The 17,534-nt window shown below is 70.1% G+C and carries 17 protein-coding genes; 1 reads left to right on the top strand and 16 read right to left on the bottom strand.

The window, feature by feature from the left end; translation table 11 throughout:
* Nucleotides 1–36: 36 nt before the first annotated feature.
* From ACX938_RS01050 to ACX938_RS00985, 14 genes are all read right to left on the bottom strand, one after another.
* Nucleotides 37–1,155 (bottom strand): NADH-quinone oxidoreductase subunit E, encoded by a 1,119-nt coding sequence (locus ACX938_RS01050; RefSeq protein WP_459429628.1) that lies wholly within the window; start codon nt 1,153–1,155, stop codon nt 37–39.
* A gap of 61 nt (nt 1,156–1,216) precedes the next feature.
* A complete protein-coding gene (locus ACX938_RS01045) occupies nt 1,217–1,543 on the bottom strand; it encodes a hypothetical protein (RefSeq protein ID WP_232752406.1) in 327 nt (108 codons plus the stop codon).
* Between the two features lie 100 nt (nt 1,544–1,643).
* On the bottom strand, nt 1,644–2,864 hold the full coding sequence (locus ACX938_RS01040) for an NADH-quinone oxidoreductase subunit D (protein ID WP_232752407.1): 1,221 nt from the start codon (nt 2,862–2,864) through the stop codon (nt 1,644–1,646).
* Nucleotides 2,864–3,475, bottom strand: coding sequence for an NADH-quinone oxidoreductase subunit C (locus tag ACX938_RS01035; RefSeq protein WP_232752408.1), 612 nt, complete (start codon nt 3,473–3,475; stop codon nt 2,864–2,866). Before ACX938_RS01035 ends, ACX938_RS01040 begins: the two co-directional genes overlap by 1 nt.
* Nucleotides 3,476–3,488: 13 nt before the next feature.
* Nucleotides 3,489–4,013, bottom strand: coding sequence for a NuoB/complex I 20 kDa subunit family protein (locus ACX938_RS01030; protein ID WP_459429705.1), 525 nt, complete (start codon nt 4,011–4,013; stop codon nt 3,489–3,491).
* Nucleotides 4,013–4,378: an NADH-quinone oxidoreductase subunit A gene (locus ACX938_RS01025; RefSeq protein ID WP_232752409.1), complete on the bottom strand. Its 366-nt coding sequence runs from the start codon at nt 4,376–4,378 to the stop codon at nt 4,013–4,015. The genes ACX938_RS01030 and ACX938_RS01025 overlap by 1 nt, the downstream gene beginning before the upstream one ends.
* 1,339 nt (nt 4,379–5,717) lie before the next feature.
* Nucleotides 5,718–6,503, bottom strand: a complete 786-nt coding sequence (locus ACX938_RS01020) for a crotonase/enoyl-CoA hydratase family protein (RefSeq protein WP_459429627.1) — start codon at nt 6,501–6,503, stop codon at nt 5,718–5,720.
* Nucleotides 6,504–6,514: 11 nt separating this feature from the next.
* The gene (locus ACX938_RS01015) at nt 6,515–7,387 is read right to left on the bottom strand and encodes a hydroxymethylglutaryl-CoA lyase (RefSeq protein ID WP_459429626.1); all 873 of its coding nucleotides are present in this window, start codon (nt 7,385–7,387) and stop codon (nt 6,515–6,517) included.
* A 3-nt stretch (nt 7,388–7,390) separates the two neighbouring features.
* Complete coding sequence (locus ACX938_RS01010) at nt 7,391–8,044, bottom strand: glutathione S-transferase family protein (protein WP_459429625.1); 654 nt, start codon at nt 8,042–8,044, stop codon at nt 7,391–7,393.
* A complete protein-coding gene (locus ACX938_RS01005) occupies nt 8,041–9,987 on the bottom strand; it encodes an acetyl/propionyl/methylcrotonyl-CoA carboxylase subunit alpha (protein ID WP_459429624.1) in 1,947 nt (648 codons plus the stop codon). Before ACX938_RS01005 ends, ACX938_RS01010 begins: the two co-directional genes overlap by 4 nt.
* 78 nt (nt 9,988–10,065) lie before the next feature.
* On the bottom strand, nt 10,066–11,670 hold the full coding sequence (locus ACX938_RS01000) for a carboxyl transferase domain-containing protein (RefSeq protein ID WP_459429623.1): 1,605 nt from the start codon (nt 11,668–11,670) through the stop codon (nt 10,066–10,068).
* The gene (locus tag ACX938_RS00995) at nt 11,667–13,232 is read right to left on the bottom strand and encodes an AMP-binding protein (RefSeq protein WP_459429622.1); all 1,566 of its coding nucleotides are present in this window, start codon (nt 13,230–13,232) and stop codon (nt 11,667–11,669) included. The genes ACX938_RS01000 and ACX938_RS00995 overlap by 4 nt, the downstream gene beginning before the upstream one ends.
* 4 nt (nt 13,233–13,236) lie before the next feature.
* Nucleotides 13,237–13,560, bottom strand: a complete 324-nt coding sequence (locus tag ACX938_RS00990; RefSeq protein ID WP_459429621.1) for a hypothetical protein — start codon at nt 13,558–13,560, stop codon at nt 13,237–13,239.
* The gene (locus tag ACX938_RS00985) at nt 13,560–14,723 is read right to left on the bottom strand and encodes an isovaleryl-CoA dehydrogenase (RefSeq protein ID WP_232752416.1); all 1,164 of its coding nucleotides are present in this window, start codon (nt 14,721–14,723) and stop codon (nt 13,560–13,562) included. Before ACX938_RS00985 ends, ACX938_RS00990 begins: the two co-directional genes overlap by 1 nt.
* Before the next feature lie 137 nt (nt 14,724–14,860).
* On the opposite strand from ACX938_RS00985, the gene ACX938_RS00980 reads away from it, so the two are divergent.
* On the top strand, nt 14,861–15,331 hold the full coding sequence (locus ACX938_RS00980; protein WP_459429620.1) for a pyridoxamine 5'-phosphate oxidase family protein: 471 nt from the start codon (nt 14,861–14,863) through the stop codon (nt 15,329–15,331).
* 278 nt (nt 15,332–15,609) lie between these two features.
* Here ACX938_RS00980 and ACX938_RS00975 read toward each other — a convergent pair whose 3' ends face one another.
* Nucleotides 15,610–16,797, bottom strand: a complete 1,188-nt coding sequence (locus ACX938_RS00975; protein ID WP_459429619.1) for a DegT/DnrJ/EryC1/StrS family aminotransferase — start codon at nt 16,795–16,797, stop codon at nt 15,610–15,612.
* A gap of 41 nt (nt 16,798–16,838) precedes the next feature.
* Nucleotides 16,839–17,507: an HAD-IA family hydrolase gene (locus tag ACX938_RS00970; RefSeq protein WP_459429618.1), complete on the bottom strand. Its 669-nt coding sequence runs from the start codon at nt 17,505–17,507 to the stop codon at nt 16,839–16,841.
* Nucleotides 17,508–17,534: the final 27 nt, after the last annotated feature.

Raw genomic sequence — 17,534 nt, 5'->3', positions numbered from 1 at the left:
GACCCTTTCGTCGCCCTCTTTAACACGCCCAGAAGACTACGTCTTGTCCCCGGAAGCCAAGGATTTAGCCTGCGCGACCCAGTCGTCACGGCTGACCCGGCCCTTGAAGCCCTCGAGGTGGTCGTCGACCCAGGCGACCTCTTCCGGCGACCAGCCGGCGATCTGGTCGAAGTGATAGAAGCCCATCTCGTGCAGGAGCCCGGCGAGCTTCGGCCCGACGCCGCGGATGCGGGTGAGATCGTCGGCCTCGCCGCCGCGGGGCTTCTCGAGCTGCTCGGGCTTGACGCCCTGCTCGGCCTCGGCGGCCTTGGCGGGGGCGGCGGCCTTCGGGTGCGCGGTGCCCTCGGCGGGCGCCTCGCGGCGGTCGATGCCGGTGTCGTCCACCGGGCGGCCGCCGGCCTTCTCGATGCCGCGGCTGTCGACCTGGGCGGTGCCGTCCTTCTTGCTGAAGTCGTGCCAGGGCGCCTCGAGCTTGACCTCGGTGCCGTCGATCCGCTTGACCGTGTCGCCGATGCTCACCGCCAGTTCGACCGAGGCATTCTGCGGGTGCCGGTCGGCCTCGTGGTCCTTCAGCGAGGTCAGCCCCATCGCGGGCTCGGAGGCATAGCGGCCGGTCTGCGGCCCCGGCGTCGGCACCTCGCCCTTGGTGATGGCGTCGAGGATCTCGCCGAAGCGCTCGGCGGTGAGGTCCTCGTAGTAGTCCTTGCCGATCTGGGCCATGGGCGCATTGGCGCAGGCACCGAGGCATTCCACCTCTTCCCAGCTCAGCTTGCCGTCCTCGGAGGTCTCGAAGGGCTTCTTGGCGATCTTGTCCTTGCAGACCGCGATCAGGTCCTCGGCGCCGCAGATCATGCAGGAGGTCGTCCCGCAGACCTGGATATGCGCGACCGAGCCCACCGGGGCGAGCTGGAACATGAAGTAGAAGGTCGCCACCTCGAGCGCGCGCATGTAGGCCATGTCGAGCATCTGCGCGACATGTTCGATCGCCGCCCGGCTCAGCCAGCCTTCCTGCTCCTGGGCCCGCCACAGCAGCGGGATGATCGCGGAGGCCTGGCGGTCCTTCGGGAACTTGGTGATCTGCGTCTCCGCCCAGGCCTGGTTCTCGGGCGTGAAGGCGAAGCTTTCCGGTTGCTCGTGGTGCAGTCGTCTCAGCATGGCTATCTTTCCGTCTCTCCGGCGGCGCGGTGGCGCGCTTGGGCCGGCTGGTGTCCCGGGATCAGGCCTCGGCCGCCGCGTCCGCGTCCGCCTCGGGGGCGGCGGGCTCGGCGGGCGTGCAGGGGCCGGTCTTGAGCCGGATGCCCCCGTTCGAGAGCCGCGCCGCGGCGCCGGTGTCGACCCGGAAGGCCGCCATTTCCTGCGCCTGCGCCCGGCTCAGCCCGGTCTGGATCTCGACCGCCTGGTAATCGCCCTCGTCCACGAGATCGCAGCCGATGGTCGCCATGGCGCTGTCGAAATTCGCCACGTCGGTCTCGTCGGTGCCCTCGGGCGGGGTTTCGCAGGCCGCCAGGAGCGTCACCGCCCCCAGTGCAAACAGGCGTTTCATGTCAGCGTCCCTCGTTCTTCTGTCGCGGCTGTTCCGCCGCTTCTGGCGTTGCGCCCGCCTCCGGGCAAGGGCCCCGCGCTTGCGCCCGGGGCCGCCGCGATCAGCGGTCCACCTCCCCGAACACGATGTCGAGCGAGCCCAGCACCGCCGAGACATCGGCGAGCTGGTGGCCCTTGCAGAGGTGGTCCATGGCCTGCAGATGCGCATAGCCCGGCGCTCGGATCTTGGCGCGGTACGGCCGGTTGCTGCCATCGGCGACCAGGTAGACGCCGAATTCGCCCTTCGGCGCCTCGACGCAGGCGTAGACCTCGCCCTCGGGGACGTGGAAGCCCTCGGTGTAGAGCTTGAAGTGATGGATCAGCGCTTCCATCGAGGTCTTCATCTCCGACCGCTTCGGCGGGGTGACCTTGCCGCGCGCCAGGATGTCGCCCTGGTTCTCGGGCAGGCGCAGCTTCTCGATGGCCTGTTCCATGATGTGCACCGACTGGCGCATCTCTTCCATGCGGATCAGGTAGCGGTCGTAGCAGTCGCCGTTCTTGCCCACCGGGATGCGGAAGTCGAACTCGTCATAACATTCGTAGGGCTGGCTGCGGCGCAGGTCCCAGGCCATGCCGGAGCCGCGCACCATGACGCCCGAGAAGCCCCATTCCTGGGCCTCTTCCTGCGAGACGATGCCGATGTCGACGTTGCGCTGCTTGAAGATCCGGTTCTCGGTCAGGAGCCCGTCGATGTCGTCGAGGACGGGCATGAATTCCTTGCACCAGGTCTCCATGTCGTCGAGCAGCTCGGGCGGCAGATCCTGGTGCACGCCGCCGGGCCGGAAGTAGGCCGCGTGCAGACGCGCGCCCGAGGCCCGCTCGTAGAAATACATCAGCTTCTCGCGCTCCTCGAAGCCCCAGAGCGGCGGCGTCAGCGCGCCCACGTCCATGGCCTGCGTGGTGACGTTGAGAAGGTGGTTCAGAACCCGGCCGACCTCGCAGAAGAGCACCCGGATGAGCTGCGCCCGGCGCGGCACCTCGGTGCCGGTCAGCCGCTCGATGGCCAGGCACCAGCCGTGCTCCTGGTTCATCGTGCCGACGTAGTCGAGCCGGTCGAAATAGGGCAGATTCTGCAGGTAGGTGCGGCTTTCCATCAGCTTCTCGGTGCCGCGGTGCAACAGCCCGATATGCGGGTCGCAGCGCTCGCAGATCTCGCCGTCGAGCTCGAGCACGAGGCGCAACACGCCGTGCGCCGCGGGGTGCTGCGGACCGAAGTTGATGTTGAAGTTGCGGATTTTCTGCTCTTGCGTCTGAGCGTCGTCGAACCCTTTGGAGCCGTCCATCACTTCGCCCCCTCTTCGGCTTTCTCATCGCCCGGCAGCACGTATTCCGCGCCTTCCCAGGGGCTCATGAAATCGAACTGGCGGTATTCCTGCACCAGGCTCACCGGCTCGTAGACGACGCGCTTGCGCTCTTCGTCGTAGCGGACCTCGACGTAACCGGTGGTCGGGAAGTCCTTGCGCAGCGGGTGGCCGCGGAAGCCGTAGTCGGTCAGCAGGCGGCGCAGGTCGGGGTGGCCCGAGAAGAGGATCCCGAACATGTCGAAGATCTCGCGCTCGAACCAGTTGGCCGAGGGGTGCACCGTGACGATCGAGGGCACCAGGTCCTCTTCGCGGATCGCGACCTTCAGCCGGATGCGGTGGTTCTGGTGCATCGACAAGAAGTGGTAGACCACGTCGAAGCGCTTGGCGCGCTCGGGGTAGTCGACCGCGGTGATGTCGATCAGCGTGGAGAACCGGCAGGTGGGTTCCTCCTTCAGCCATTCGACCAGGCCGCGGATGTTGGCGGCGGCGACCTGCATGGTCAGCTCGCCCTGCGTCACTTCCCAGGAGACGACGCAATCGGGGCGCTTGGCCTCGATGTAGCCGCCGAGTTCCTGCATTTCGCTGCTCATGGGCGGGTCTCCTTCAGCGTGTCAGCGTGCCGGTGCGGCGGATCTTCCGCTGCAGCGCCATGACCCCGTAGAGCAGCGCCTCCGCGGTCGGCGGGCAGCCGGGCACATAGACGTCCACCGGCACCACCCGGTCGCAGCCGCGCACGACGCTGTAGCTGTAGTGGTAATAGCCCCCGCCGTTGGCGCAGGAGCCCATCGAGATCACGTAGCGCGGCTCGGGCATCTGGTCGTAGACCTTGCGCAGCGCCGGCGCCATCTTGTTGGTTAGCGTGCCCGCGACGATCATCACGTCGGACTGGCGCGGGCTGGCGCGCGGCGCCACGCCGAAGCGCTCGAGGTCGTAGCGCGGCATCGAGGTCTGCATCATCTCGACCGCGCAGCACGCCAGGCCGAAGGTCATCCAGTGCAGCGAGCCGGTGCGCGCCCAGTTGATGATGTCCTCGGTCGAGGTCAGCAGGAAGCCCTTGTCGGTGAGCTCCCGGTTGAGGTCCTGAACGGCGACGTCGCGGTCGGCGGCGGCCGTGTTCGCGCCTGTCATCACTCCCATTCGAGCGCCCCTTTCTTCCATTCATAGGCGAAGCCGATGGTGAGAACCGCGAGGAACACCATCATCGACCAGAAACCCGCCATCGAGATGTCCTGGAAGCCGACGGCCCAGGGGAACAGGAAGGCGATCTCGAGATCGAAGATGATGAACAGGATCGACACCAGGTAGAAGCGCACGTCGAACTTCATGCGTGCGTCGTCGAAGGCGTTGAACCCGCATTCGTAGGCCGAGAGCTTCTCGGGGTCGGGGTTGCGCACGGCCAGCACCAGAGCGGCGAGGATGAGCACCAGGCCCAGGCCGATGGCAATGGCGAGGAAAACGAGGATCGGGAGGTATTCCCTCAGCATCTCTTCCACGGGGGTCTGTCCTTTCCATTCGCTGGCCGGAGAGCCCACGGATTACGGCGCGGATCACCGGTTGCTAGTCGGTCTTGCCACCATCTATCCGCGCCGCCATGGGGGGTCAACGGGGCGCGGCGAAGTGCCGGGGTCCCCGGTGCCCCCATCGGGGCGCGGCGCTCCGGGCGCGGCGCGCGGGCTTATGCCTGCCGCCGGGGGCTTTGCGCCTGGGCGCGGGGCCCCGGGCAGGCCGGCGGGCGCGGGCCCGGTGTCTTCGTGGCTAGAGCATAGCAGACCACCCGGCGGTGGAGCAAAGAGGTGGGACGGCGGGGCGATTTCGTGACGTGGCGGCGGGGATCCCGGCCGCGCGGGTGCCGGGTTTTTGATCATCTGGTGCTGGAGTTTGGGGGCTGTGGTGCCTCCTTAGGCCATCGGATGGCGTTTCATCACCCGTTGCGTCGGAAGAGCAGCGCTCCCCTGCCCCGCCTTACGCGCCGAGCCGGACGTCCGTTCAGTCCCCACCCATGAGCGACCAAACATCCCCCCTGCCCCGCCCGCCCCAAACAAAAATGCGCCCGCCGAAGCGGACGCATTCTTGCACTCAATCGCGCGCGGAGGGTCTTCACCCGCGGCTCATTCCCCTGGCCGCGGATCACCGCGGCGCGATCACTGACCACTTGCACAATTGTCCCGCGAACAAATCGGGAGTCCGCGGATGTCCGAGACCCGGACGTCACTGGTCCAACCCATCGGGCCGCCCGGAGCGTCCTACCCGCGCTTGCCCGCACATTGGACAAGGCTGGAGGCCCGGCACACCGACCCGCACTGACACTATACCACACTCGTTAAGGCCATTGTTTCCCTGGCCGGTCACTCGTCACGCCCCTGCGCTCCATACGCCACGCTCCGGGGCTCACCGTTTCAGGGTTCGCCGCCGGGACACCCCCGCGTCCCGGCCGGCTCCCCGGCGCGCCGCTCCGTCACACTCGGACCGGCGCGCGCCGCCGGAAGACCTCTCATCTATCTCCCGGCAGGGATGACACTAGCAGCTCGCCCGCGGCGCTTCATGGCAACGGGAGCATAGGAAACGCGCATTTCGGATCGCCGACCTATCCCTTCGGATAGGAATGCGGGCGGCATGGTGCCGCGAGGCCCGGCAGGGGCGGATTTCCTTTAAGCTTCAAAGGGTCACGGGCGCCCGCACGCGAGGCGCGCCGCGAATCTGGCTGGGCGCAAGCGGCCCGACAGTGACAGCGCCGCAGGCAAAGAGGCACGGCGCGGCGCCCAGCACAAGACAACGCCGCCCCCCGAGAGGCGCGGCGCAGGTCTTCGCAAGGCTCCCGGCGCGCGGGCGCCTTCAGCCCCCGGCCCAGCGCGGCTTGCGCTTGTCGAAGAAGGCGCTCAGCCCCTCCTCGGCCTCCGCCGTCTCCCAGCGGTCGGCCAGCGCGTCGATCGCCATGTCGACATCCGCCTCGGAGACCCGGCCCGCCAGCGCGCCGAGCAGCGCCTTGGCCTCAGCCACGGCCCCCGGCGCGCAGGTCAGGTAAGGCGCGACCTCGGCCTCGACCGCGGCATCGAGCGCCTCGGGCGCCACCACGTCCTTCAGGAGGTTCAGCCGCACGCCCTCCTCGGCGGGGAAGATCCGCCCATTCATGAAGATCTCGCGGGCCTTCGCGGCGCCCATCTTGGCCACCACGTAGGGGCCGATGTTGGCGGGCAGGAGCCCCAGCCGCACCTCGGTCAGCCCGAGCTTGGCGCCCGCGACACCGATCGCCGCGTCGCAGACCGAGATCAGCCCGACGCCGCCGCCGAAGGCATTGCCGTGGATCCGCCCGATCAGCGGCTGCGGCAGCCGCGCCAGCGCGCCCAGCGCCTCGGCAATACGGCGGCTTTCGCGCTTGCGCGTCGCGGCATCCATCTCGCGCTGCTCGCGCATCCAGGCCAGGTCGCCCCCGGCGCAGAAGGTCGGCCCCTCGGCGGCCAGGATCACCACCCGGACCTCGGGGTCGCGGGCCAGCGCCTCGGCGGCCTCCACGAGCTCGGTCATCATCTGCGCCGACATCGCGTTGTGTTTCTCGGCCCGCGCCAGGGCCAGCGTGGCCACGCCGCGCGCGTCGCGGCTGACATTCACCAGGTCTGCCAAAGTCCTCTCCCTTACGTCTTCGCGCCCGCGGACGCCTGCCGCAGCCCGCGCGCGATCTCGGCCGCCTCGGCGATGCGCGCGAGGTCGAGCCCGGTCTCATAGCCCAGTTCCGCAAGCCGCGCCGCGACCGTCTCGGTCGCCACGTTGCCCTTGGCGCCGGGCGCATAGGGACAGCCGCCGAGCCCGCCGACCGCCGCGTCGAAGACCCGGAGCCCGCGGGCCAGCGCCACCTCGATGTTCTCGACCGCGCGGCCCGAGGTGTCGTGGAAATGCCCGGCGAGCCGCGCCGCCGGGATCTCCTCCAGCACCGCGCCCAGCATGGCGTCGACCGCCTCGGGGCGGCCCTGCCCGATGGTGTCGCCCAGGCTCACCTCGTAGACGCCCATCTCGCGCAGCGCAGCGGCGACGCGGGCCACCGCCTCTGGTGCCACCGGCCCGTCGTAGGGGCATTCGACCACGCAGGAGATATAGCCCCGGACCGGCAGCCCGGCCTGGCGCGCCGCCTCGGCGACCGGGGCGAAACGCTCCAGGCTCTCGGCGATGCTGGCGTTGATATTGGCCTTGGAGAAGCCCTCGGAGGCCGAGCCGAAGATCGCCACCTCGTCGGCGCGGGCGGCCAGGGCGCCCTCGAGCCCCTTCATGTTCGGGGTCAGCGCCGCGTAGGAGACCCCCGGCGCGCGCCGGATCGCGCCCAGAACCTCGCCGGAATTGGCCATCTGCGGCACCCATTTGGGGCTCACGAAAGAGGCCACCTCGATGCGCCGGAAACCCGCCGCGCTCAGGCAGTCGATCAGCCGCACCTTCTCGGCGACGGAAATTTCGCCCTTTTCGTTCTGCAGCCCGTCGCGCGGGCCGACCTCGAATATCTCGACCGTCTCGGCCATGGCTCAGCCCTCCCAGGCGGGGTAGAAATCCTTGGCGTAAAGCCGCGCGCCTTCGCCCGGCAGGCTCGCCGCGAAGGCGGGCCGCGCGGTCATCCGGGCATACCAGGCGGCCAGCCGCGGGAAGTCCTCGATCGGCGCGAAATGCCGCGCCATGTAGATCGCCTGCGCCACGCCGATGTCGGCGGCGGTAAGGCGCCCGGCGGCCAGGTGGTCGCGCCCCTCGAGCCGCGCCTCGATCGCGGCGTAACATTTGCCGAGCCGCGCCGCCTCGAGCTTCATCACCACCGGCGAGCGCATGGAATCCTCGTAGAGCATGATGTGCTGCTGGGTCAGCGCGGCGGCGTGCTGGCTGAGGGTCTCCGCGAAATGCAGCCAGATCAGCCAGTCGGCCCGGCCCTCACCTCCCGGCGCGACGCCCAGCCCCGCCTCGGGGAAGCGCTCGCAGAGGTATTCGGCGATGGCGCCGGTCTCGAAGAGGGTCTCGCCGTCGATCTCCAGGCTCGGCACCCGGCCCGCGGGCGAGAGCGCCAGGTAGTCCGGCGCGCGCAGGCTCTTGTCGAAGGGCCGCTCCACCACCTCGAAGTCGAGGCCCAGCTCGTGCAGGAGCCAGAGCGTCCGCATCGAGCGGGTCTGGGGCGCGTGGTGCAGCCGGATCATGCCGCCGCTCCGTCGTCCTCTTCGAGCCGCAGAAGCGCGGCACCGGCCTCGACCTGGTCGCCCTCTGCGACCATGACCTCGGCCACGGTGCCGGCGCGCCCGGCCTTGAGCCCGTGCTCCATCTTCATGGCCTCCAGCACCGCGAGCCGCTGGCCCGCCTCGACCGCGTCACCGGCGGCGACCAGCACCTGCGCCACCCGGCCCGGCATCGGCGCCTCGATGACATCGGCGGAATGCGCGGCGGCGGCGCGGGCCAGCGGGTCGACCACCTCGAGCCCGATGCCGTGATGGGCGAAGACGGTGATCCGCTCGCCGTGGCGCACGCCGCCCTGGGCCGGCATCCCGTCGAAGCGCCAGGCGTGCCCAAGGCGTTCGGCCAGGACCGTGGCGCCGGGCAGCTCGACCTCGATCCGGTCGGCGCCGCGGGCGCGCAGGTAGATCACCAGGTCCTCGCCGCCGCGCTTCAGCACCAGCCGCTGCGAGAGCGGCTGCCAGAGCGCGAAGCCCTGCTGCGGGGTCGCGGGACCGTCAAGGCCCGCCGCGATCAGCGCCGCCTCGGCCAGATGCGCCGCCGCCAGTTCCGGCACCTCGGTCAGCGCGTCGAGGTCGCGGTCGATCAGCCCGGTGTCGACATCGCCCGCCGCGAAGCCCCGGTGCGCGGCCAGCGCGCCCAGGAAGGCCAGGTTGGTGACCGTGCCCGCCACCTCGGTCTCGGAAAGCGCGCGGGCGAGCCGCCGCAGCGCGATGGCGCGGGTCGGACCATGGGTGACGATCTTGGCGATCATCGGGTCGTAATAGGGGGTGATCACATCGCCCGAGCGCACCCCGGTATCCGAGCGCGCACCCTCGGGGAAGCGCAGGTGATCGAGCCGCCCGGTCGCGGGCAGGAAGCCCTTGGGCACGTCCTCGGCGTAAAGCCGGGCCTCGAAGGCATGACCCTGAAGCGGGATCTCGTCCTGGCCCAGGGGCAGCGGCGCACCGGCGGCGACGCGGAGCTGCCATTCCACCAGGTCGAGGCCCGTGACCGCCTCGGTCACCGGGTGTTCGACCTGCAGGCGGGTGTTCATCTCCATGAAGAAGAACCCGTCGGGCGAGAGCCCGCCCGAGCCGTCGACGATGAACTCCACCGTGCCCGCGCCCTTGTAGCCGATGGCCTCGGCGGCGCGCACCGCGGCGGCCCCCATGGCGGCGCGCATCTCGGGCGTCATGCCAGGAGCCGGGGCCTCCTCGATGACCTTCTGGTGGCGGCGCTGCAGCGAGCAGTCGCGTTCGTAGAGATGCACCGCCGAGGTCCCGTCGCCGAAGACCTGCACCTCGATGTGGCGCGGCTTGGTGACGAATCTCTCGATCAGCACGGCGGCATTGCCGAAGGCGCCCTTGGCCTCGGCCCGGGCCGAGGCCAGCGCCTCGGCGAAATCACCCTCGGCCTCGACCTTGCGCATGCCCTTGCCGCCGCCGCCCGCGACGGCCTTGATCAGCACCGGGTAGCCGATGCGCCCGGCCTCGCGCGCCAGGAGCGCGTCGTCCTGGTCGGCGCCGTGGTAGCCCGGCACCACCGGCACGCCGGCCTCTTCCATCAGCGCCTTGGCCGCGTCCTTGAGGCCCATGCGCCGGATCGCATCCGCCGAGGGGCCGATGAAGGTCAGCCCGGCGGCCTCCACCGCCTCGACGAAATCGGGGTTCTCGGAGAGGAAGCCGTAGCCCGGATGGATCGCCTCGGCGCCGCTCGAGAGCGCGGCCTCGATGATGCGCTCGCCATCGAGATAGCTTTCCGAGGGCGCCGGCGGGCCGATATGCACCGCCCGGTCGGCCAGGGCCACGTGCCGCGCGTCGCGGTCGGCGTCGGAATAGACCGCCACCGTGCCCACGCCCATGCGCCGGGCGGTCTCGATCACGCGGCAGGCGATCTCGCCGCGGTTGGCGATCAGGATCCTGTCAAACATCCGCGCCGCCTTTCCCTTGCTTGTGCCAGTGGTTCCGCGTGTGGGATTGGGTCTCATTGATCATCATCGGGGCCCTCCTCACATCCGGAACACGCCGAAGCGCGTGTCCTCGATCGGCCGGTTCAGCGCCGCGCGGAGCGAGAGCGCCAGCACCTCGCGGGTCTTGCGCGGGTCGACGACGCCGTCGTCCCAAAGCCGCGCCGAGGCGTAAAGCGGGTGCGACTGGCGCTCGAACATCTCGATGGTGGGGCGCTTGAACTCGGCCTCGGCGGCCTCGGACCAGCTTTCGCCGGATTTCTCCATGGCAGACCGCTTGACCGTGGCCAGCACGCCCGCGGCCTGTTCGCCGCCCATGACCGAAATCCGGCTGTTGGGCCAGGTCCAGAGGAAGCGCGGGCTGTAGGCCCGGCCCGCCATGCCGTAGTTGCCCGCCCCGAAGGAGCCGCCGACCAGCATGGTGATCTTCGGCACGCTGGTGGTCGCCACGGCGGTCACCATCTTGGCGCCGTGCCGGGCGATGCCCTCGTTCTCGTATTTCCGACCCACCATGAAGCCGGTGATGTTCTGCAGGAAGACCAGCGGGATCTTCCGCTGCGAGCAGAGCTCGACGAAATGCGCGCCCTTCTGCGCGGCCTCGGAGAACAGCACGCCGTTGTTGGCGACGATGCCCACCGGGCAGCCCTCGACATGGGCGAAGCCGGTGACCAGCGTGTCGCCGAAGCGCGGCTTGAACTCGTCGAAGCGCGAGCCGTCGACGACGCGGGCGATGACCTCGCGGATGTCATAGGGCGTGCGCAAGTCGGCGGGCACCACGCCGAGGATGTCCTCGGGGTCGTAGGCGGGCGGCTCGGGGCTTTCCCAGCGCACGCCCGCCGGTTTGTCGCGGTTGAGCCCGGCCACCGCGCGGCGGGCGAGCGCCAGCGCGTGGTAGTCGTCCTCGGCGAGGTAGTCGGCCACGCCCGAGAGCCGGGTGTGCACGTCGCCGCCGCCCAGGTCCTCGGCGCTGACCTCCTCGCCGGTGGCGGCCTTCACCAGGGGCGGGCCCGCGAGGAAGATCGTGCCCTGGTCCTTCACGATGATCGTCACGTCGGACATCGCGGGCACATAGGCGCCGCCGGCGGTGCAGGAGCCCATGACCACCGCGATCTGGGGGATGTTCTTGGCGCTCATCTGGGCCTGGTTGTAGAAGATCCGCCCGAAGTGGTCGCGGTCGGGGAAGACCTCGTCCTGGTTGGGCAGGTTCGCGCCGCCCGAATCCACCAGGTAGATGCAGGGCAGATGGTTCTCCTCGGCGATCTCCTGGGCGCGCAGGTGCTTCTTGACGGTCATCGGGTAATAGGTGCCGCCCTTCACCGTGGCGTCATTGGCCAGGACCATGCAGTCCTGCCCCGAGACCCGCCCGATGCCCGCGATGGCGCCCGCCGCGGGCGCGGCCCCGTCATACATGTCATGCGCCGCCGTGGCGCCGACCTCGAGGAAGGGCGAGCCGGGGTCGAGCAGCCCCGCCACCCGGTCGCGCGGCAGCATCTTGCCGCGGTCGAGATGGCGCTGGCGCGCCCGCTGGCCGCCGCCCGCCGCGGCCTGGGCCGCCGCCTCCTCGACCACCCGCAGCGCCTCGAGATGGGCGGCGCGGTTGGCCTTGAACTCCTCCGATCCGGCCATCGCCTGGGATTGCAGTTTCACGACCGCTCCTCCTTGGTCTCGGCCCGGGCCCGGGCCTTCAGTTCCTTGCGGATCACCTTGCCCGTGACCGTCATCGGCAGGGCATCGAGAAAGGCGACCTCGCGGGGGTAGAGATGGCTGGCGAGCCGCGCGCGGACCCAGCCTTTCAATTCTTCGGCCAGCCCTTCCGTCTCTGCGCCGGGGCGCGGTACGACATAGGCCTTCACGATCTCGCCGCGGATCTCGTCGGGCTTGCCCACGACGCCCACCGTGGCGACGGCGGGATGGGTGAGCAGGCAGTCCTCGATCTCGGCGGGGCCGATGCGGTAGCCCGCCGAGGCGATCACGTCGTCCTCGCGCCCGACGAAGCGCAGGTAGCCGTCCTGCCAGGTGCCGCGGTCGCCGGTCAGCATCCACTTGCCGCGGAACTTGGCCGCCGTGGCGCGCGGGTTGCGCCAGTATTCCAGCATCATCGCCGCCGAGCCGCGCTTGATCGCGATGTCGCCCTCGCCCTCGGTCTCGCGGCCCTCGGCGTCGATCACCGCGAGCCTGTGGCCAGGCACCGGGCGGCCGATGGCCCCGGGCTGCGGCTCGAAGAGCGCCGCACAGGAGGAGGCCACCATGTTGCATTCGGTCTGGCCATAGAACTCGTTGATGGTCACGCCCAGCGCCTCGCGCCCCCAGGCCAGCATCTCGGGGCCGAGCGGCTCGCCGCCCGAGGCGACCGAACGCAGGCCGGGGATCGTCGCGCCCTCGGCCTTGAGCATGCGCAGGACGGTGGGCGGGAAGAAGACGTTCTTCACCCCCGCCTCGGCGCAGATCCGGGCGCAATCGGCGGGCGTAAACTTCGCCGTCCGCGCCGCGACCACCGGCACGCCCAGCGCCAGTCCCGGCATCAGCACGTCGAAGAGCCCGCCGATCCAGGCCCAGTCGGCCGGCGTCCAAAAGACGTCGCCGCGCTGGCCGAGGAAATCGTGGCTCATCTCCACGCCGGGTAGATGGCCGGTCAGGATGCGGTGGCCGTGCAGCGCGCCCTTGGGCCGCCCGGTGGTGCCGCTGGTGTAGATCAGCACCGCCGCGTCGTCGGGCTCGGTCGGCACGCCGGCCTTGGTGCCGCCGGCCTGGCGCGGCAGGCTCTCTCCGGTGACAAGCCCCAGCCCGAAGCCCGCGAGCGCCGCCTGCCCCTCGGCGTCGGTGACCACCACGCCCAGGCCCGAATCGTCGATCCGGGTTTCCAGCGCCTCGCGGCCGAAGAGCTTGAACAGCGGCACCGAGATCGCGCCCAGCCGCCAGGCCGCGACATGCGCCGCGGCGCAGAGCGGCGACTGCGACAAGAGCACGCCGACCCGGTCGCCGCGCATCACGCCCTTCTCGATCAGCGCCACCTCGACCCGGCGCGACAGCTCCCAGAGCTGGCCGTAGGTCACGTCGCGCCGCCCGCCGCCCGAGAGGTCGATCAGCGCGATGCGCTCGGGTTCGACCGCCGCCCAGCCGTCGCAGACCTGATGCGCCAGGTTCAGCTCTTCCGGCAGGTCCCAGTGGAACCCGGCATAAAGCGCGTCATAGGGGCGTTTTCGCAGCATCAGCTCAGCCGCCTTCCGGCCCGACCTGGCGTTCCAGCCCGCCGAAGCGGTTGACGTAATAGGTGTAATGCCGCGCCGGGTCGTGCGGCTCGGGCCCGCAGATCACCACCAGCCAGCCCGCCCCCTCGGGCGCGGGGCGCGCGCGGCAGTCCGACGGCGCCCCGGGCCCTGTGCCCGCCGCGCGGCGGTCGGCCAGGTAGCGCTCGGCATAGGCCGCGATCACCTCGGTCTCGGAGACATTGGCCACGAGCCAGCCCTGCCGCCAGCCGAAGAGGCCGGCGAGCGCGACGATCAGCGCGAAGGGCAGGAACAGGGCCCATCTGGGCATCACCCCATCGCCGCCATGAGCTCTCGGCCGACCAGCATCCGCCGGATCTCGGAGGTGCCGGCGCCGATCTCCATGAGCTTGGCGTCGCGGAAGATGCGGCTCACCGGGGTCTCGTTCATGAAGCCCGCGCCACCCATGGCCTGCACCGCCTGATGCGCCTGTTTCATCGCCTCCTCGGAGGCATAGAGACAGCAGGCGGCGGCGTCCTGGCGGGTGACCTCGCCGCGGTCGCAGGCCTTGGCGACCTCGTAGACATAGGCGCGCGCCGAGTTCATCGCCGTGTACATATCGGCGATCTTGCCCTGCATGAGCTGGAACGACCCGATGGGTTTGCCGAACTGCTTGCGCTCGGCCAAATAGGGCATGATCTCGTCGAGACAGGCGGCCATGATGCCGAGCCCGATGCCCGCCAGCACGACGCGCTCGTAATCGAGCCCCGACATCAGCACCTGCACCCCGCGCCCCTCTTCGCCGAGGACGTTCTCGAAGGGCACTTCCACGTCCTCGAAGACCAGCTCGGCGGTGTTCGAGCCGCGCATCCCGAGCTTGTCGAAATGCGGGCTGGTGGAGAAGCCCTTCATCTCCTTCTCGACCAGGAAGGCGGTGATGCCCTTGGAGCCCGCGTCGGCGTCGGTCTTGGCATAGACCACCAGCGTATCGGCGTCGGGCCCGTTGGTGATCCAGTATTTCGAGCCGTTCAGCACATAGCGGTCGTTGCGCTTCTCGGCGCGCAGCTTCATCGAGACGACATCCGAGCCCGCGCCCGCCTCGGACATGGCCAGCGCGCCGACATGTTCGCCCGAGACCAGCCGCGGCAGGTAGTGCTTGCGCTGCTCCTCGTTGCCGTTGAGCCGGATCTGGTTCACGCAGAGGTTGGAATGCGCCCCGTAGGACAGCGAGACGCTGGCCGAGGCGCGGGCCACCTCCTCGATGGCGACGGTATGGGCCAGGTAGCCCATCTCGGCGCCGCCGAACTCCTCTTCGACGGTCACGCCCAGAAGGCCCAGCTCGCCCATCTCGCGCCAGAGCTCGTTGGGGAAGGCATTGGTCCGGTCGATCTCGGCGGCCAGCGGCTTCACCCGCTCCTGCGCCCAGCCGTGCACCGTCTCGCGCAGGGCGTCGACATCCTCGCCCAGGTCGAACTTCATCACCGCGTTGAACATCGGCCTGCCTCCTCCCGGCATTTATTGAACAACCGTTCTATTCCCTACTCCCCCGGCCCCGGTCCCGTCAATGGCCCCGGAACCTCGGCCCCGGGGGCAGGGTTGCATGGGAAGCACCTGATCGAAAGGATTTCCACATGGCAACCGACCTCAAGGATATGTTCTGGAAACGCATGGATGACGTGCAGGCGGGGCTGCTCTCGGCCGCTGGCGAGCGCCCGGTGCCCATGGCGCCGCATGCCGACCGTGACGAGAAGGCGCTGTGGTTCATCACCGCGCGCGGCTCGGCCGCCGATCGCGCCGGGCACAGCGGTGACGACGCGAGCTTCCAGGTCGCCGATCCGAAGGCGAACCTCTATGCCAATCTCGACGGCAAGATCACCATCGTCGACGACGGCGACAAGCTCGACGAGATCTGGAGCGCCGTGGCCGGGGCCTGGTTCGAGGACGGCCGCAACGACGAGGCGGTGCGCCTGGTGAAATTCACCCCGCACGAGGGCGAGGTCTGGGCGACCGAGAAATCGGCGGGGTTCCTCTACGAGATCGCCCGCGCGCAGGTCTCCAACCGCACGCCCGACGCGGGCGAGCACGGCCGGCTGGCGTTCTGATCGCCGCCGCCGCATGGTTCAGAGAGAAGGCCCGGTCCGGTGTGACCGGGCTTTTTCTTTGGCTTTGGGTGGGCGGAGGGTGTCCGGGCTGGCGCTGACGTGGGCCGGGGTGGATTGGCTTTCTCAGCCTGCCACGATTTGCGGACCTCGGCGCGGGAGAGCTGCGAACGCGGGCCGCGCCTTCTGTGTGGCACCCTACGCCGTCTGCGCCAACCTCAGCCGCCGGGCAGATGCCCTGCCCCGCCCATCTCTCCGCTCCCGCTCCCGCAACCGCCCCTTCACGGCGCCAGCGCGGCGACCTCCTCGTGCAGGATGCGGGCGATGAGCTGGCAATCCTCGACCGTGAAGGTCAGCGGCAGCCGCAGGTCCATCAGACCTTTCAGCACCCGGTCGGTGCGCCGGAGCGGCAGCGGCGCGGCGTAGTGCCAGTGATCGTAACGCGAGGTGAAGCCGCGCGGCGTCTCGGCGCCGAACCACTTCAGCTCCACGCCCCGCGCACCCGCGCGGGTCACCAGCTCGGCCAACCGGTCCTCGGGCCAGTCGAGCGCCAGGAACTGGAAGCTCGACCCGACGAACGCCTCGGCCTCGCGGCGATGCGGCAGGGTGATCCCCGGCGCGCCCCAGAGCCCGACCTCGAGCGCGCGGTAACGCTCCAGCCAGTCCGCCGCCCGCCCCTCGAGCCGCGAGAGCTGCGGGCGCAGGATCGCCGCGCGCAGGTTGTCCATCCGCCCCGAGATGTTGGGCACCTCGTAGCGCAGGTTCTCGAAGGCCTCGGGCCCCGGCGCGGCGAGGTGGCGCTCATACAGCATGTAGCTGCCCGACAGCAGGATCATCCGCGCCGCCAGCCCCTCGTCGTCGGTGATCAAAAGCCCGCCCTCGCCGGAATTGGCGTGTTTGTAGGTCTGGGTCGAATAGCAGCCGATCACCCCGTGCCGTCCCGAGGGCACACCGTTCCAGCGCGCCCCCATGGTATGGGCGCAATCCTCGACGAGGATCAGCCCGACCTCGCGGCAGACCTCGGTCAGCCGGTCCATGTCGGCGATATGGCCGCGCATATGCGAGAGCATCAGCACCCGCGCCTCGCCCGCCTTTTCGGCCAGGTCGTCGAGGTCGATGGTCAACTCCTCGGTGGTCTCCACGAAGACCGGCCGGGCGCCCAGCGCGGCGATGGCGCCGGGCACCGGGGCCAGCGTGAAGGCATTGGTCAGGACCGGCTCGCCCGGGCCCACGCCCAGCGCCCGCAGCGCCGCGCCCAGCGCGTAGCCGCCCGAGGCCACCGCCAGGCAGTAGCGCGCGCCGGTCAGCGCCGCGAAGTCCTGTTCGAGAAGCGCGGCCTCGCCCAGCTCGCCCTCGGCGAGGTTGTAGCGGTGCAGCCGCCCGTGGCGCAGAACCGCGAGCGCGGCCTCGATCCCCTCCTCGGGGATGGCCTCCTGCTGGGTGAAATTGCCAGTAAACCTGTCGCTCATGGCGCCCGAGAACACGCGCAAACGCAGCCCACGTCAATCGCTCATGCGGCCCCGAGCAGGCGGCCTGCGGTCGCGGGCAACTCGTCGAAATGGTCGATTACCGCCTCGGGCAGGAGCCGCGTGATGCCGCGGCCCTCGGGGCCGAAGCCCACCAGGATCGAGGGCAGCCCCGCCGCGCGGGCGGTCTCGCGGTCGGTCTCGGTGTCGCCGACCAGGCAGGCGCGCCCCGCCGTGCCCCCGGCGGCGGCGATGGCCGCGTGCAGCGGCGCGGGATCGGGCTTGCGCACCGGCAGCGTGTCCGCCCCGATCAGCGAGGCGAAGGCCCCGCGCACGCCCAGCTCGCGCAGGAGCGCCTCGGCCAGGGCCTCGGGCTTGTTGGTGCAGATCCCCACGGCGAAGCCCTCGGCCGCCAGCCGCTCCACCGCCGCCATGGCGCCGGGATAAAGGGTGGTATGGACGGCAATGCGCGCGCCGTAATGCTCCAGCAGGCGCGAATACCAGCGATCGACCTCGGCCTCGTCGCTGCTGCCGGCGCGTTCGAGACCCAGCCGCAGCATCGCCCGCCCGCCGCGGAAGGCGGTCAGCGCGTCGCCCTCGGGGTCGAGCCGCGCGGAAAGCGCCATCTCCGCGAAACAGGCATTGGCCGCGGCGATCAGGTCGCCGCTCGTGTCGGCCAGCGTGCCGTCCAGGTCGAAGATCACCGTGCGCATGTTTTCGCCCCCTTGTCACAGCCCGAC

This window comes from Roseivivax sp., from assembly GCF_054552075.1.
This window is presented reverse-complemented; position numbering and strand designations above follow the sequence as displayed.